The organism is Pseudomonas sp. O39 (genome assembly GCF_045447295.1).
Lineage (GTDB): Bacteria > Pseudomonadota > Gammaproteobacteria > Pseudomonadales > Pseudomonadaceae > Aquipseudomonas > Aquipseudomonas antarctica_A.
This window is the reverse complement of the sequence record NZ_JBJGXV010000018.1, coordinates 30,606-47,206: the sequence shown is the minus strand read 5'-3', so window position 1 is coordinate 47,206 and position 16,601 is coordinate 30,606. Positions and strand designations below refer to the sequence as shown.

Annotated in this window: 14 protein-coding genes; all 14 read left to right on the top strand. The window is 59.7% G+C overall.

Annotated elements, in window-relative coordinates:
* The first annotated feature begins 452 nt into the window (after positions 1 to 452).
* On the top strand, positions 453 to 2,678 hold the full coding sequence (locus tag ACI77D_RS20870; RefSeq protein ID WP_221295074.1) for an NADP-dependent isocitrate dehydrogenase: 2,226 nt from the start codon (positions 453 to 455) through the stop codon (positions 2,676 to 2,678).
* Positions 2,679 to 2,907: 229 nt separating this feature from the next.
* Positions 2,908 to 3,354, top strand: a complete 447-nt coding sequence (locus ACI77D_RS20865) for an NUDIX hydrolase (protein ID WP_053256833.1) — start codon at positions 2,908 to 2,910, stop codon at positions 3,352 to 3,354.
* A 59-nt stretch (positions 3,355 to 3,413) separates the two neighbouring features.
* Positions 3,414 to 4,538, top strand: coding sequence for a tRNA 2-thiouridine(34) synthase MnmA (gene mnmA / locus ACI77D_RS20860; protein ID WP_221295075.1), 1,125 nt, complete (start codon positions 3,414 to 3,416; stop codon positions 4,536 to 4,538).
* Positions 4,535 to 5,158 (top strand): high frequency lysogenization protein HflD, encoded by a 624-nt coding sequence (gene hflD / locus ACI77D_RS20855; RefSeq protein WP_016969254.1) that lies wholly within the window; start codon positions 4,535 to 4,537, stop codon positions 5,156 to 5,158. Before mnmA ends, hflD begins: the two co-directional genes overlap by 4 nt.
* A gap of 125 nt (positions 5,159 to 5,283) precedes the next feature.
* Positions 5,284 to 6,654: an adenylosuccinate lyase gene (gene purB / locus ACI77D_RS20850; protein ID WP_407017392.1), complete on the top strand. Its 1,371-nt coding sequence runs from the start codon at positions 5,284 to 5,286 to the stop codon at positions 6,652 to 6,654.
* An 85-nt stretch (positions 6,655 to 6,739) separates the two neighbouring features.
* Positions 6,740 to 7,906 carry a cupin domain-containing protein gene (locus tag ACI77D_RS20845; protein WP_064452899.1) on the top strand — a complete coding sequence of 389 codons (1,167 nt, stop codon included), beginning with the start codon at positions 6,740 to 6,742 and terminating at the stop codon, positions 7,904 to 7,906.
* Positions 7,899 to 8,321, top strand: coding sequence for a GNAT family N-acetyltransferase (locus ACI77D_RS20840; protein ID WP_053256837.1), 423 nt, complete (start codon positions 7,899 to 7,901; stop codon positions 8,319 to 8,321). The genes ACI77D_RS20845 and ACI77D_RS20840 overlap by 8 nt, the downstream gene beginning before the upstream one ends.
* A 214-nt stretch (positions 8,322 to 8,535) precedes the next feature.
* Entirely contained in the window at positions 8,536 to 9,273 is a 738-nt protein-coding gene (locus ACI77D_RS20835; RefSeq protein ID WP_407017391.1) for a secretin N-terminal domain-containing protein, read from the top strand.
* A gap of 502 nt (positions 9,274 to 9,775) precedes the next feature.
* Positions 9,776 to 11,101 carry an isocitrate lyase gene (gene aceA / locus ACI77D_RS20830; RefSeq protein WP_064452901.1) on the top strand — a complete coding sequence of 442 codons (1,326 nt, stop codon included), beginning with the start codon at positions 9,776 to 9,778 and terminating at the stop codon, positions 11,099 to 11,101.
* Positions 11,102 to 11,757: 656 nt separating this feature from the next.
* Positions 11,758 to 12,171: an NADH-quinone oxidoreductase subunit A gene (locus ACI77D_RS20825; RefSeq protein ID WP_003219575.1), complete on the top strand. Its 414-nt coding sequence runs from the start codon at positions 11,758 to 11,760 to the stop codon at positions 12,169 to 12,171.
* A gap of 10 nt (positions 12,172 to 12,181) precedes the next feature.
* A complete protein-coding gene (locus ACI77D_RS20820) occupies positions 12,182 to 12,856 on the top strand; it encodes an NADH-quinone oxidoreductase subunit B family protein (RefSeq protein WP_012724951.1) in 675 nt (224 codons plus the stop codon).
* A gap of 72 nt (positions 12,857 to 12,928) precedes the next feature.
* Positions 12,929 to 14,713, top strand: a complete 1,785-nt coding sequence (gene nuoC / locus ACI77D_RS20815; protein ID WP_064452902.1) for an NADH-quinone oxidoreductase subunit C/D — start codon at positions 12,929 to 12,931, stop codon at positions 14,711 to 14,713.
* 2 nt (positions 14,714 to 14,715) lie between these two features.
* Positions 14,716 to 15,213: an NADH-quinone oxidoreductase subunit NuoE gene (gene nuoE / locus ACI77D_RS20810; RefSeq protein ID WP_003174721.1), complete on the top strand. Its 498-nt coding sequence runs from the start codon at positions 14,716 to 14,718 to the stop codon at positions 15,211 to 15,213.
* Positions 15,210 to 16,565 (top strand): NADH-quinone oxidoreductase subunit NuoF, encoded by a 1,356-nt coding sequence (nuoF, locus tag ACI77D_RS20805; RefSeq protein ID WP_064452903.1) that lies wholly within the window; start codon positions 15,210 to 15,212, stop codon positions 16,563 to 16,565. The genes nuoE and nuoF overlap by 4 nt, the downstream gene beginning before the upstream one ends.
* Positions 16,566 to 16,601: the final 36 nt, after the last annotated feature.

Below are 16,601 nucleotides of genomic sequence, written 5' to 3'. Positions count from 1 at the left end.
GCCTACTCCAGATAAATGGCGACCGAAACCTCGCGCCAGGCTCATTTGCATCGAAAACAGCATATTTGGTCGCCTACAAGCTTGAAAGCAAAGGCAAAATCGCCAATCTTGAGCACATCGTGCGACTTTGGTCGCAGTCCGGGCCCTGCGACCTTTAGACCAATGGACGACTCACCTTTTGTATGAAGGCTCGGCGTAAGCATAGCGACCTATGTATAATGCCGCCGCTGACCCAAGAGTCACGACAGCTGACCGCTCTAGACAGTAGCCTTCAGCCAGAAAGCAGGACTATTACAATAGTCCACCCGCTTGACGCTCGACTGATGCAACCCAACATCACCGCGAAGAAACCTCGACATTTCGCTCATGGATGACTTTGAACGAACGCGCTCCACCCGGCGCATCTCGAGTTTCTGCGCACGCTTTCAGCAAAGAAGAGAGTTAATCCGAATATGCCCACCCGCTCGAAGATCATCTACACCTTCACCGACGAAGCACCAGCCCTCGCCACCTATTCACTGCTGCCTATCGTAGAGGCCTTCACCGCTTCCGCTGATATTGCCGTGGAAACCCGCGACATCTCCCTGGCCGCGCGCATCCTCGCAAGCTTCCCCGAGCAACTGGGTACCCAGGCTGTCCCGGACCACCTCGCCGAACTGGGCGACCTGGCCGTTACGCCTGAAGCCAACATCATCAAGCTGCCTAACATCAGCGCCTCGACCCCGCAGCTGCAAGCTGCGATCAAGGAACTGCAGGCCCAGGGCTACGCCCTGCCGGACTACCCGGAAACCGTAACCACCGACGCGGAAAAAGAAACCCGTGCACGTTACGACAAGGTCAAGGGCAGCGCCGTGAACCCGGTCCTGCGCGAAGGCAACTCCGACCGCCGCGCACCGCTGTCGGTCAAGAACTACGCCCGCAAGCACCCGCACAAAATGGGCGCCTGGGCTGCGGACTCCAAATCGCACATCGCTCACATGAGCAACGGCGACTTCTACGGCAGCGAAAAAGCCGTACAGATCGAAGCCGCTGACGCTGTGAAGATCGAGCTGATCGCCAAAGACGGCACCGCGACCGTACTGAAAGAAAAGACCTCGGTACAAGCCGGCGAGATCATCGACACGGCCGTGCTGAGCAAGAAAGCCCTGCGCAGCTTCATCGCCGCTGAAATCGAAGACGCCAAGAAACAAGGCGTGCTGCTGTCGGTCCACCTGAAAGCCACCATGATGAAGGTCTCCGACCCGATCATGTTCGGCCAGATCGTTGCCGAGTTCTATAAAGATGCCCTGGCCAAGCACGCTGTCGTGCTGGAGCAGATCGGCTTCAACCTGAACAACGGCATCGGCGACCTGTACGCTCGCATCAAGGCACTGCCTGCCGACCAGCAAGCACAGATCGAAGCTGACATTCAGGCGGTCTACGCCGCTCGCCCTTCCCTGGCGATGGTCAACTCCGACAAAGGCATCACCAACCTGCACGTGCCGAGCGACGTGATCGTCGACGCCTCGATGCCGGCAATGATCCGTGACTCCGGCAAAATGTGGGGCACCGACGGCCAGTTGCACGACACCAAGGCGGTGATCCCGGATCGCTGCTACGCCACCATCTACCAAGCCGTCATTGAAGACTGCAAGGCGCATGGCGCTTTCGACCCAACCACCATGGGCAGCGTGCCAAACGTTGGCCTGATGGCGAAGAAAGCCGAAGAGTACGGCTCCCACGACAAGACCTTCCAGATCAAGGCTGACGGCGTCGTGCGCGTCACCGACAGCAAGGGCACCCTGCTGATGGAACAGGCTGTTGAAGCCGGCGACATCTTCCGCATGTGCCAGACCAAAGACGCACCGATCCAGGACTGGGTCAAACTGGCCGTCAACCGTGCCCGCGCCAGCAACACCCCAGCGATTTTCTGGCTGGACCCACAGCGCGCTCACGACGGCGTCGTGGTTGAGAAAGTTCAGGCTTACCTGAAAGACCACAACACCGAAGGCCTGGACATCCGCATCATGTCGCCGGTCGACGCGATGAAGTTCACCCTGGAGCGTACCCGCAAGGGCCAGGACACCATCTCGGTGACCGGTAACGTACTGCGCGACTACCTGACCGACCTGTTCCCGATCATGGAACTGGGCACCAGCGCCAAGATGCTGTCGATCGTACCGCTGATGAACGGCGGTGGCCTGTTCGAAACCGGCGCCGGCGGTTCGGCTCCCAAGCACGTGCAACAGCTGGTTGAAGAGAACTTCCTGCGCTGGGATTCCCTGGGCGAGTTCCTGGCCCTGGCCGCTTCCCTTGAGCATTTGGGTGTGACTTACAACAACCCGAAAGCCCTGGTGCTGTCCAAGACCCTGGACCAGGCCACCGGCCAGTTCCTCGACAACAACAAGTCGCCATCGCGCAAAGTCGGCAACATCGACAACCGCGGCAGCCACTTCTACCTGGCGCTGTACTGGGCTCAAGCCCTGGCCGCCCAGACCGAAGACACGGCACTGCAAGCGCAGTTCGGCGAGCTGGCTAAAACCCTGAGCGAACACGAGGCGACCATCGTTGCCGAGCTGAACGCCGTACAGGGCAAGCCAGTGGACATCGGTGGCTACTACGCGCCGAACCCGGAGCTGACCAGCAAAGCCATGCGCCCAAGCAACACCCTCAACGCGGCCATTGCCAAGTTGAAGTAAGGTTGTAAGGATGCAAAGAAGCCCCGGCCCCGTGCCGGGGTTTCTGTTTGTGCCCACTGCGCTTTTCGCTGAAGAAACCGGATTAAAATGTAGGAGCGGGCTTGCTCGCGAATGCGGCGTGCCAGTCGCCCGATGCATATCTGATGCATTGCATTCGCGAGCAAGCCCGCTCCCACACTGACTGCAATCCTGCCCAAAGACCGCCCCGCACCATGAATCGAGGTTTTGAATGACCTGGCAACCCCACATCACCGTCGCCACCCTCGTCGAAGACAACGGCCGCTTCCTGATGGTCGAAGAACTCAAGGGCGGCCGCGCCGTGCTCAACCAGCCCGCCGGCCACCTCGACCCGAACGAAACCCTGACCGAAGCCGCCGTGCGCGAGACCCTCGAAGAAACCGGCTGGGACGTCGAAGCCACCGGCATTGTCGGGATTTACCTGTACACCGCCCCCAGCAACGGCGTGACCTACCAGCGCGTGTGCTTCACCGCCAAGGCCCTCAAACACCATCCGGAGTATCAACTGGACGACGGCATCATCCGCGCCCGCTGGCTCACCCGTGACGAGCTGATGGCCGTGCGCGACGACTGGCGCAGCGAACTGATCATCCGCTGTATCGATGATTATTTGGCCGGCCAGCGCCACAGTCTCGAATTGATCCGCCCTTCTCTTTAGCCTTGAGGGCTTGGGCCTGATAGAATCGCGTCCTTTTTCAAGACACCCGTTGAAACCCTATGCGTGATCCAGCCCCTTCTGACACACAAAAGAAGCGCGTCATCGTCGGCATGTCCGGCGGCGTGGATTCTTCCGTTTCCGCCGTTCTGCTCATGGAGCAGGGTTATGAGGTGGAAGGCCTGTTCATGAAGAACTGGGAAGAAGACGATGGAACGGAATATTGCACCGCCATGGACGACCTGGCGGACGCCCAGGCCGTGTGCGACAAGATCGGCATCAAGCTGCACACCGCCAATTTCGCCGCGGAGTACTGGGACAACGTGTTCGAGCACTTCCTGGCCGAATACAAGGCAGGCCGCACGCCGAACCCGGACATCCTGTGTAACCGCGAAATCAAGTTCAAGGCGTTCCTCGACTACGCCATGATCCTCGGCGCCGACCTGATCGCCACTGGCCACTACGTGCGCCGTCGCGACATCGAGGGTCACACCGAACTGCTTAAAGGCCTGGACCCGAACAAGGACCAGAGCTACTTCCTGCATGCCGTCGGCGGCGAACAGATCGCCAAGACCCTGTTCCCGGTAGGCGAGCTGGAAAAGCCCGAGGTGCGCAAGATTGCCGAGAAACACGGCCTGGCCACCGCCAAGAAAAAGGATTCCACCGGGATCTGCTTTATCGGTGAGCGCCGTTTCAGCGACTTTCTCAAGCAGTACCTGCCGGCGCAACCGGGCGAGATCAAAACCACCGAAGGTGAAGTCATCGGCCGTCACCATGGCCTGATGTACCACACCATTGGCCAGCGCCAGGGCCTGGGTATCGGCGGCTTGAAAGACGCCGGCGAAGAGCCGTGGTACGTGCTGATCAAGGATCTGGAGCACAACGTACTGATCGTCGGCCAGGGCAATGAACACCCACTGCTGTTCTCCGGCGCCCTGCTCGCTTCGGAGATCTACTGGGTCAACCCTGTCGACTTGAGCACTCCGCGCCGCCTGACCGCCAAAGTGCGCTATCGCCAGAGTGATCAGCCCTGCACCCTGGAAAAAACCGCCACCGGCTATCGCGCCACCTTTGATGACCCGCAACGCGCGGTCACTCCTGGCCAGTCCGTGGTGTTCTATGACGGCGAAATTTGCCTGGGCGGTGGCGTGATTGAAGTCGCCGAGCCCTGGAGCAACCCGGCATGAGCCCGACCCAGGAGCAATTGACGGCACTCGGCGGGGTTTTCCTCGCTGCCGTACTGGTCGACAAGATCGCCAAGACCGGCCAGGTCACCGAAGCCGGCCTGACCTGCATGCTCGGCAGCTTGCTGATCCGCGACCCCAAGGACACCCTGGAAGTCTATGGCGGTGACGATTTGGCGCTGCGCGAAGGTTATCGCGCGCTGATCGGCGCCCTGGAGCGTGACCCGAGCACCTTGCAGCGCGAGCCATTGCGCTATGCGCTGTCCATGCTCGGCCTTGAGCGCCAACTGGCCAAACGCGAGGACATGCTCGAAACCATCGGCAAACGCCTGCCGCAGATTCAGTCCCAGGTGGAACACTTCGGCCCGGCCCACGAAAACGTGATCGCCGCCTGCGGCGCGCTGTACCAGGACACCTTGAGCACCTTGCGCCAGCGAATCCAGGTCCATGGCGACATGCGCAACCTGCAGCAACCCAATAACGCCTCGAAAATCCGCGCCCTGCTCCTGGCCGGTATTCGCTCGGCGCGGTTGTGGCGGCAATTGGGCGGCCATCGTTGGCAACTGGTGATCAGTCGTCGCAAATTGCTCAAAGAGCTTTACCCGTTGATGCGCAACGAATAAGTCGCACCGACAGGCCATTTTCAAGCCGTTACGCGTAATACGCCGGTCAGTTGGCAACGGACCGGCGGATTTTTTCATGTATGATACGCGCCCCATTTCGTTGCCCGACTGTCCGAGAACACCCCATGCAGCTCTCTTCGCTCACTGCGGTTTCCCCTGTTGACGGCCGCTACGCCGGCAAAACCCAGGCCCTGCGCCCTATTTTCAGCGAATACGGTTTGATCCGTGCTCGTGTTCTGGTTGAAGTGCGCTGGCTCCAGCGCCTGGCCGCTCACCCCGCCATCAGCGAAGTGCCGGCGTTTTCCGCCGAAGCCAACGCTGCACTGAACACCCTGGCGGAAAACTTCTCCCTGGAGCACGCCGAGCGTGTGAAAGAGATCGAGCGCACCACCAACCACGACGTCAAAGCCATTGAGTACCTGCTCAAAGAGCAGGCGGCCAAGCTACCGGAACTGGCCCAGGTCAGCGAGTTCATCCACTTTGCCTGCACCAGCGAGGACATCAACAACCTGTCCCACGCCCTGATGCTGCGCGAAGGCCGTGATGACGTAATGCTGCCGCTGATGCGCCAGACCGCCAACGCTATCCGCGAACTGGCCATCCGTTTCGCCGACGTGCCGATGCTGTCGCGCACCCACGGTCAGCCGGCCTCGCCGACCACCCTGGGTAAAGAGCTGGCGAACGTGGTGTACCGCCTGGAGCGCCAGATCGCCCAAGTCGCCGCCGTGCCGCTGCTGGGCAAGATCAACGGTGCCGTAGGTAACTACAACGCGCACCTGTCGGCCTACCCTGAAATCGACTGGGAAGAAAACGCCCGCGCCTTCATCGAAGACGAGCTGGGCCTGGGTTTCAACCCGTACACCACTCAGATCGAACCGCACGACTACATCGCCGAGCTGTTCGACGCCATTGCACGCTTCAACACCATCCTGATCGACTTCGATCGCGATATCTGGGGCTACATTTCCCTGGGCTATTTCAAGCAGCGCACCATTGCCGGTGAAATCGGTTCCTCGACCATGCCGCACAAGGTCAACCCGATCGACTTCGAAAACTCCGAAGGCAACCTCGGTATCGCCAACGCACTGTTCCAGCACTTGGCCAGCAAGTTGCCGATTTCCCGCTGGCAGCGCGACCTGACCGACTCCACCGTACTGCGCAACCTCGGCGTAGGCTTCGCCCACAGCGTGATCGCGTACGAAGCCAGCCTCAAAGGCATCAGCAAACTGGAACTCAACGCGCAGAAAATCGCCGCCGACCTGGATGCGTGCTGGGAAGTATTGGCCGAGCCGATCCAGACCGTGATGCGCCGCTACAACATCGAAAACCCTTACGAAAAGCTGAAAGAATTGACGCGCGGCAAGGGCATCACCTCCGACGCGCTGCAAACTTTCATCGACGGCCTGGATATGCCTGCCGCCGCCAAGGCCGAGCTGAAATTGCTCACCCCGGCCAACTACATCGGCAACGCGGTGGCGCAAGCCAAGCGCATCTGATTTAGCGCAAGCCCTCTTGAGACGCCCGGCCGCGCCGGGCGTTTTTATTCCTGTCTTAAAAGTGCTTTTTTTCAATAGGTTACACATGAATCCTGATATTCCTCTTCAACTTCTGGGCGGCATCACGGCACGCGAATTCCTGCGCGACTACTGGCAGAAAAAACCGTTGCTGATTCGTCAGGCCATCCCTGATTTCGAAAGCCCGATCGATGCCGACGAACTGGCCGGCTTGGCCCTGGAAGAAGAAGTCGAATCGCGCCTGGTGATCGAGCACGGCGAGCGCCCATGGGAACTGCGTCGCGGCCCCTTCGCCGAAGACGCCTTCAGCACCCTGCCTGAGCGTGAGTGGACGCTGCTGGTGCAGGCTGTCGACCAGTTCGTGCCGGAAGTGGCCGAGCTGCTGGAGCACTTCCGCTTCCTGCCAAGCTGGCGCATCGACGACGTGATGATCAGCTTTGCCGCACCTGGCGGCAGCGTCGGCCCGCACTTCGATAACTACGACGTGTTCCTGTTGCAGGCCCAAGGCAAGCGCAACTGGAAAATCGGCCAGATGTGCAACTCCGAGAGCCCGTTGCTGCAGCACGCCGACCTGCGCATCCTCGCCGAATTCGAGCAAAGTGAAGAATGGGTGCTGGAGCCCGGCGACATGCTCTACCTGCCGCCGCGCCTGGCGCACTTCGGCATCGCTGAAGATGACTGCATGACCTACTCGGTCGGCTTCCGCGCACCGAGCGCCGCTGAAGTATTGACCCACTTCACCGACTTCCTCAGCCAATACCTCACGGACGAAGAGCGTTACACCGACGCCGACGCCCAACCGGTCAGCGACCCGCACCAGATTCAAGGCGATGCACTTGACCGCCTGAAAGGCCTGCTGGCCGAGCACATGAGTGACGAGCGCATGCTGCTGACCTGGTTCGGCCAGTTCATGACCGAGCCGCGCTACCCGGAAATGGTGGCAGGCGAAGAGTTGGTCGAAGAAGACTTTATCAGCAGCCTGGAAGACGGCGCGATTTTGGTCCGCAACCCAAGCGCCCGCATGGCGTGGTCGGAAGTGGACGACGACGTGTTGCTGTTCGCCAGCGGCCAGAGCCGTTACCTGCCCGGCAAACTGCGCGAGCTGTTGAAACTGATTTGCTCGGCCGACGCCCTGCACAGCGAAAATCTCGGCACATGGCTCGCAGACGAAGACGGTCGCGACCTGCTGTGCGAATTGGTCAAGCAAGGAAGCCTGGGATTTGCCGATGAATAAGATTCACGTAAGTGTCGCGGACTGGCAAAAGGATATCGCTGAGATTCGGCGCATTCGTGAAGCGGTATTTATCGCTGAACAATCGGTTCCACCCGAGCTCGAGTGGGACGCAGACGACGCTGACGCCGTGCATTTTCTCGCGTTTGAAGGTGACTTTCCGATTGGCACCGCGCGCCTGCTGCCCAGCGGCGAAATCGGCCGCGTATCGGTGCTTAAGGACTGGCGCGGGCTGAAAGTCGGCGACAAGCTGATGGAAGCCGTGATTGGCATGGCCGAGCAACGTGGCCAGACCAAGCAGTTCCTCAGCGCGCAGGTGTATGCGGCGCCGTTTTATGAGCGACTGGGCTTCAAGATTGTCAGCGATGAATTCCTAGAAGTCGGAATTCCGCATGTCGATATGGTGCGCGAGGGCTAATTCGAGACCGAGTCGCCCTTATCGCAGGCAAGCCAGCTCCCACAGGGAAATGCATTCCAAATGTGGGAGCTGGCTTGCCTGCGATAGCGCCATCAGCAACACCCAAAAATGCCCTGCCATGCCAGGGCATTTTGCCGTCTACGATTCAACTTGCGACCCACCAGGCCGACAAACTGGCACTATCAAGCCTAAATGACTCGCAGAGATAACGGACATGTCCCTACGCACCCTGCTCACCGCCCTCCTCCTGACCGCCAGCGTCTCAGCAATGGCTGACACCGAAGTCGTCAACCTGAGCAATCGCAACAGCGCTGATTTACTGCCGGTGGCGCAGAATTTTATTGGCAAGGACGGCACCGTCAGCGCCTACGGCAACCAGCTGATTGTCAAAGCCGACCCTGGCAAGATCCAGGACCTGCGTGCATTGCTCGCCCAACTGGACACTCCCGCCAAGCGCCTGCTGATCACCGTCGACACCAACGAAAACAATCAGCAGAACACCGGCGACAGCCAGACGCGCATCATCAGCTACGGCACCGCCAGCCGCGACGGTGGCATCCAGCAGATCCAGGCCAGCGAAGGGGTGCCCGCACTGATCCAGGTGGGCCAAAGCGTGCCACTGACGACCACCCAGCCAGACGCCTATGGGCGCCCGCAAAACCAGACCCAGTATCGCAACGTGACCCAAGGCTTTTACGTCACTGCCAGCGTAACCGGCGAGACCGTACACCTGGCAATCAGTACCAACCGTGACCGCATGAGCCAGGAACGTCCCGATGTAGTGAACGTACAGAGTACCGACACAAGTGTCAGCGGGCGCCTGGGTGAATGGATCTCGCTGGCAGGCATCAATCGTGAGACTCAGGCCGACAAATCTTCTACAACCCGCAGCTACTCTACTCAGGGGCGTGATGACCTGACTTTGCGGGTCAAGGTCGACACCCTGAACTGAAGCACCAAAAACTGACTGGCAAGTCGTGTTAGACTAAAGATGTAGTGCTATAAAAAAAGCACTACAAAACGTTTGACGATCCAAAAAAGCATGGGCATGATGGCCTCGCTCCCGCTAATCAGGGGCCCTGGCAAGGGCCTTCGGATCGTCGCTCTAAGCTACCCATCTGAGCCGATTCGTGTCTGTACCGCCCACAAGGTGTGTTTGACGAGGTTGCGACTGGAACGAAGTTGTCCCGAGGGACGGAAGCTAACCAGGTAACCCGGCTACACACTGATGGATCGTACCAAGGCCCACGACGCCCGAAGACCGTTCGCAGTTCGCCCTTACCTGCTCAACTCCCCTCTCGCTACTCGTTCATCCCGTCGCCTTCCCCGCCGAACCTGACTTGACCGCCTAAGCTTCTGGTCAGCGAGCGCCACGCCTGTGCATTGAATGCAGGGCTGTAAAACGGATTTTTCCACACTGTTTTTCCACACGAAGACGCGACGAGGTTTTTCCCATGGCACTGACACGCGAACAGCAAATTGCAGCCCTTGAAAAAGACTGGGCTGAAAACCCACGCTGGAAAGGCGTGACCCGCGCTTATTCCGCTGCTGACGTCGTCCGCCTGCGTGGCTCGGTTCAACCTGAGCACACCTTTGCAAAACTCGGCGCCGAGAAGCTGTGGAACCTGGTAACCCAAGGTGCCAAGCCTTCCTTCCGTCCTGACAAAGATTTCGTCAACTGCATGGGCGCCCTGACCGGCGGCCAGGCAGTCCAGCAGGTGAAAGCCGGTATCCAGGCGATCTACCTGTCCGGCTGGCAAGTGGCAGCGGACAACAACTCCGCTGAATCCATGTACCCCGACCAGTCGCTGTACCCGGTGGACTCGGTGCCAACCGTGGTCAAGCGCATCAACAACTCGTTCCGTCGTGCCGACCAGATCCAGTGGAAAGCCGGTAAAGGCCCGGGCGACGAAGGCTACATCGACTACTTCGCACCGATCGTGGCGGATGCTGAAGCCGGTTTCGGCGGCGTGCTGAACGCCTACGAGCTGATGAAAAGCATGATCGAGGCTGGCGCCGCCGGCGTTCACTTCGAAGACCAACTGGCTTCGGTGAAGAAGTGCGGGCACATGGGCGGCAAGGTACTGGTGCCTACCCAGGAAGCCGTACAGAAGCTGACCGCTGCGCGCCTGGCAGCTGACGTGGCTGGCACCCCGACCATCATCCTGGCACGTACCGACGCCAACGCCGCTGACCTGCTGACTTCCGATTGCGACCCGTACGACAAGCCATTCGTAACCGGCGAGCGTACTCAGGAAGGCTTCTATAAAGTACGCGCCGGCCTCGACCAGGCCATCGCTCGCGGCCTGGCCTACGCGCCGTACGCCGACCTGATCTGGTGCGAAACCGCCAAGCCGGACCTGGACGAAGCGCGTCGCTTCGCCGAAGCGATCAAGAAGGAATACCCGGACCAACTGCTGTCCTACAACTGCTCGCCTTCTTTCAACTGGAAGAAGAACCTGGACGACGCGACCATCGCCAAATTCCAGCGCGAACTGTCCGCCATGGGCTACAAGCACCAGTTCATCACCCTGGCCGGCATTCACAACATGTGGCACAGCATGTTCAACCTGGCGCACGACTACGCCCGCAACGACATGACGGCCTACGTGAAGCTGCAAGAGCAGGAGTTCGCTGACGCCTCCAAAGGCTACACCTTTGTGGCGCACCAGCAGGAAGTGGGCACCGGCTACTTCGACGACATGACCACCGTGATCCAGGGCGGCAGCTCGTCCGTGACCGCGCTGACCGGTTCGACCGAAGAAGAACAGTTCCACTGATCAACTGAGTACACGGCCATTGCGGCATCACGGAAGACCTAACCGCAATGCCGCACAACAATCACGCCCCGACTGGTTCGGGGCGTTTTTTTTGGTCCAGGGAATAGCCCTCTGGCAGCACACGTATCAAATGTGGGAGCTGGCTTGCCTGCGATAGCGGTCAGTCAGCACCCTTTCAATGGCTGACACACCGCTATCGCGGGCAATCCCGGCTCCCACAGGAAATGGGCTGAACCTGTAGGTTTTGCGCAAAACATTGATCCAGAGCGGTATTTGCCTGGATAAAATCGGTTAAAAAATCCACGCCAGCAACTAGCGGCAATCTAGCAAGTAACAGCAACTTCCCCCGCTGCACCACACGCACCCACTTAAAACCCACCCAAACAATAGTCATTATCATTTAGCGCATGAAAACTTCTTTACAGCTTAAACAAAACATATTTGATAAAAAGCCCGCTAATGCCCGCCCCGCAAGGGCTGCAGCCCCACAAAGGTGCACTATGTGCTTATTCCATCGAATAATTTCGCTATCGGAATTTTACTTGCCCGGTGTTTAGCCATAAAATCACCGCGATTGATTGCAGTGCGACATATCGTCACTGCATCGTTACTTTTTCGAGCTCAGAGACCTTTGCTCTCTGTTAAGGATTTCCAGCATGACCGAAGCGACAGGACTCATGGCCCACAACTGGGGCTTTGCCATTTTCCTCCTCGGTGTTGTCGGCCTTTGTGCCTTCATGCTTGGTGTCTCCAGCCTCCTCGGGTCAAAAGCCTGGGGCCGCAGCAAAAACGAACCGTTCGAGTCCGGCATGCTACCTACAGGTGGCGCCCGCTTGCGGCTCTCAGCCAAATTCTATCTGGTCGCGATGCTGTTCGTGATCTTCGATATCGAAGCCCTCTTTCTCTTTGCCTGGTCTGTGTCCGTCCGCGAAAGCGGCTGGACCGGATTCGTCGAAGCCCTCGTTTTCATAGCAATTCTGTTGGCAGGCCTTGTCTACCTATTTCGAGTGGGCGCCCTTGACTGGGCTCCGGAAGCTCGTCGTAAGCGGCAAGCGAAGCTGAAACAATGAGGCTTTGGCGATGCAATACAATCTCACCAGGATCGACCCGGATGCTCCTAACGATCAGTACCCAATCGGCGAACGGGAAACCGTTTCCGATCCGTTAGAAGATCAAGTCCACAAAAACATCTACATGGGCAAGCTGGAAGACGTGCTGAGTGGCGCGGTCAACTGGGGACGTAAGAACTCCCTGTGGCCGTACAACTTCGGTCTGTCCTGCTGCTACGTGGAAATGACCACCGCCTTCACGGCGCCCCACGACATCGCGCGCTTTGGCGCCGAAGTTATCCGGGCATCACCGCGTCAGGCGGATTTCATGGTTATCGCCGGAACCTGCTTTATCAAGATGGCGCCGATCATTCAGCGTCTCTACGAGCAAATGCTCGAGCCAAAGTGGGTTATCTCCATGGGTTCGTGCGCCAACTCCGGTGGCATGTACGACATCTACTCCGTCGTTCAAGGGGTGGACAAGTTCCTGCCCGTGGACGTCTACGTGCCTGGCTGCCCGCCCCGACCTGAAGCATTTCTGCAAGGCTTGATGCTGTTGCAGGAATCGATTGGCAAGGAGCGTCGTCCACTTTCCTGGGTTGTCGGCGATCAAGGCGTTTACCGCGCCGAGATGCCTTCGCAAAAGGAACAGCGCCGCGAACAGCGAATCGCAGTCACCAACCTGCGCAGCCCCGACGAAGTCTGATCCAGCACCGCTTCTTTTATAGAACGAAAACCTGGCTTCATTCTTTACGTTGACCGAAAGCGATAAAAAACCATGACTACAGGCAGTGCTCTGTACATCCCGCCTTATAAGGCAGACGACCAGGATGTGGTCGTCGAACTCAATAACCGTTTTGGCCCTGACGCCTTCACCGCCCAGGCCACACGTACCGGTATGCCGGTGCTGTGGGTGGCGCGTGCCAAGCTCGTCGAAGTCCTGACGTTCCTGCGCAACCTGCCAAAGCCGTACGTCATGCTTTATGACCTGCATGGCGTGGACGAGCGGCTGCGCACCAAGCGCCAGGGGCTGCCGAGCGGCGCCGATTTCACCGTGTTCTATCACCTGCTGTCGATCGAACGTAACAGCGACGTGATGATCAAGGTCGCGCTGTCCGAGAGCGACCTGAGCGTGCCGACCGTGACCGGTATCTGGCCGAACGCCAGCTGGTACGAGCGTGAAGTCTGGGACATGTTCGGTATCGACTTCCCCGGCCACCCGCACCTGACGCGCATCATGATGCCGCCAACCTGGGAAGGTCACCCGCTGCGCAAGGACTACCCTGCGCGCGCCACCGAATTCGATCCGTTCAGCCTGACGCTCGCCAAGCAACAGCTTGAAGAAGAGGCTGCACGCTTCCGTCCGGAAGACTGGGGCATGAAGCGCTCCGGCACCAACGAGGACTACATGTTCCTCAACCTGGGCCCGAACCACCCTTCGGCTCACGGTGCCTTCCGCATCATCCTGCAACTGGACGGCGAAGAAATCGTCGACTGCGTGCCTGACGTCGGCTACCACCACCGTGGTGCCGAGAAGATGGCCGAGCGCCAGTCCTGGCACAGTTTCATCCCGTACACCGACCGTATCGACTACCTCGGCGGCGTGATGAACAACCTGCCGTACGTGCTCTCGGTCGAGAAGCTGGCCGGTATCAAGGTACCGGACCGCGTCGACACCATCCGCATCATGATGGCCGAGTTCTTCCGGATCACCAGCCACCTGCTGTTCCTGGGGACTTACATCCAGGACGTCGGTGCCATGACCCCGGTGTTCTTCACGTTCACCGACCGTCAGCGCGCCTACAAGGTCATCGAAGCCATCACCGGTTTCCGTCTGCACCCGGCCTGGTACCGCATCGGCGGTGTCGCGCACGACCTGCCAAATGGCTGGGAACGCCTGGTAAAAGAGTTCATCGACTGGATGCCCAAGCGTCTGGACGAATACCAGAAAGCCGCCCTGGACAACAGCATCCTCAAGGGCCGGACCATCGGCGTCGCGGCGTACAACACCAAAGAAGCCCTGGAATGGGGCGTCACCGGTGCTGGCCTGCGTTCCACCGGTTGCGATTTCGACCTGCGTAAAGCGCGCCCGTACTCCGGCTACGAGAACTTCGAATTCGAAGTGCCGTTGGCGGCCAATGGCGATGCCTACGACCGTTGCATCGTGCGCGTCGAAGAAATGCGCCAGAGCCTGAAGATCATTGAGCAGTGCATGCGCAACATGCCGGCCGGCCCGTACAAGGCGGATCACCCGCTGACCACGCCGCCGCCGAAAGAGCGCACGCTGCAACACATCGAAACCCTGATCACGCACTTCCTGCAGGTTTCGTGGGGCCCGGTCATGCCGGCCAACGAATCCTTCCAGATGATTGAAGCGACCAAGGGTATCAACAGTTATTACCTGACGAGCGATGGCGGCACCATGAGCTACCGCACCCGGATTCGTACTCCAAGCTTCCCGCACCTGCAGCAGATCCCTTCGGTGATCAAAGGTGAAATGGTCGCGGACTTGATTGCGTACCTGGGTAGTATCGATTTCGTTATGGCCGACGTGGACCGCTAAGCATGAATAGCACGCTTATCCAGACAGACCGTTTCACCTTGAGTGAAACCGAGCGCTCGGCCATCGAGCACGAGCTGCATCACTACGAAGACCCGCGTGCGGCGTCTATCGAAGCCTTGAAGATCGTCCAGAAGGAACGTGGCTGGGTGCCGGACGGCGCCCTCTACGCCATCGGCGAGATCCTCGGCATCCCTGCCAGCGACGTTGAAGGCGTGGCCACGTTCTACAGCCAGATCTTCCGCCAGCCGGTAGGTCGCCACATCATTCGCGTGTGCGACAGCATGGTCTGCTACATCGGTGGCCACGAGTCCGTGGTCAGTGAGATTCAGAACAAGCTGGGCATCGGCCTGGGTCAGACCACGCCGGACGGCCGCTTTACGCTGCTGCCGGTGTGCTGCCTGGGTAACTGCGACAAGGCGCCGGCGTTGATGATCGACGACGACACATTCGGTGACGTGCAGCCTGCTGGCGTCACCCAATTGCTCGAGGGCTACCCATGACCCTGACTTCTTTCGGCCCGGCCAACCTGATCAAGCGTTCGGCCGAGACTCACCCGCTGACGTGGCGCCTGCGTGACGACGGCGAGGCGGTATGGCTCGACGAGTACCAGGCCAAGAACGGTTACGCGGCTGCGCGCAAAGCCTTCGCCGACATGGCCCAGGACGATATCGTCCAGACCGTGAAAGACGCCGGCCTTAAAGGTCGCGGCGGTGCAGGCTTCCCCACGGGTGTTAAGTGGGGCCTGATGCCCAAAGACGAATCCATCAACATCCGCTACCTGCTGTGCAACGCGGATGAAATGGAGCCGAACACCTGGAAAGACCGCATGCTGATGGAGCAACTGCCCCATCTGCTGATCGAAGGCATGCTGATCAGTGCCCGCGCGCTGAAAACCTACCGTGGCTACATCTTCCTGCGTGGCGAATACACCACCGCCGCCAAGCACCTCACCCGTGCCGTGGAAGAAGCCAAGGCAGCCGGCCTGCTGGGCAAGAACATCCTCGGTTCGGGCTTTGACTTCGAACTGTTCGTGCACACCGGCGCCGGGCGTTACATCTGCGGTGAAGAAACCGCACTGATCAACTCTCTCGAAGGCCGCCGCGCCAACCCGCGCTCCAAGCCGCCCTTCCCTGCCGCCGTGGGCGTGTGGGGCAAGCCGACGTGCGTGAACAACGTCGAGACCCTGTGCAACGTGCCGGCAATCATCGGCGACGGCGTGGAGTGGTACAAATCGTTGGCCCGCGAAGGCAGCGAAGACATGGGCACCAAGCTCATGGGCTTCTCCGGCAAGGTCAAGAACCCTGGCCTGTGGGAACTGCCATTTGGCGTAACTGCACGCGAGCTGTTCGAGGACTACGCCGGCGGCATGCGCGATGGCTACACCCTCAAGGCCTGGCAGCCAGGCGGCGCTGGCACCGGCTTCCTGCTGCCCGAGCACCTCGACGCGCAAATGTATGCCGGCGGCATCGGCAAGGTCGGCACCCGTATGGGTACTGGCTTGGCGATGGCCGTGGACAACACCGTGAACATGGTGTCGTTGCTGCGCAACATGGAGCAGTTCTTCTCCCGCGAATCCTGCGGTTTCTGCACCCCGTGCCGTGACGGTTTGCCATGGAGCGTGAAGCTCTTGATGGCGATCGAGAAAGGCGAAGGCCAGCCAGGCGACATCGAGACCCTGCTGGGTCTTGTCGGTTTCCTCGGCCCAGGCAAGACCTTCTGTGCGCACGCACCGGGCGCCGTGGAGCCATTGGGCAGCGCAATCAAATACTTCCGCTCGGAGTTCGAAGCCGGCATCGCGCCTACCAGCGCCGCCGTCCCGCCTCTGGCGAGGCCGATCGTAGTCGGCGCGTAACGCTTAACCAGGCGAAGGGTCCGTGCCCTTCAACTG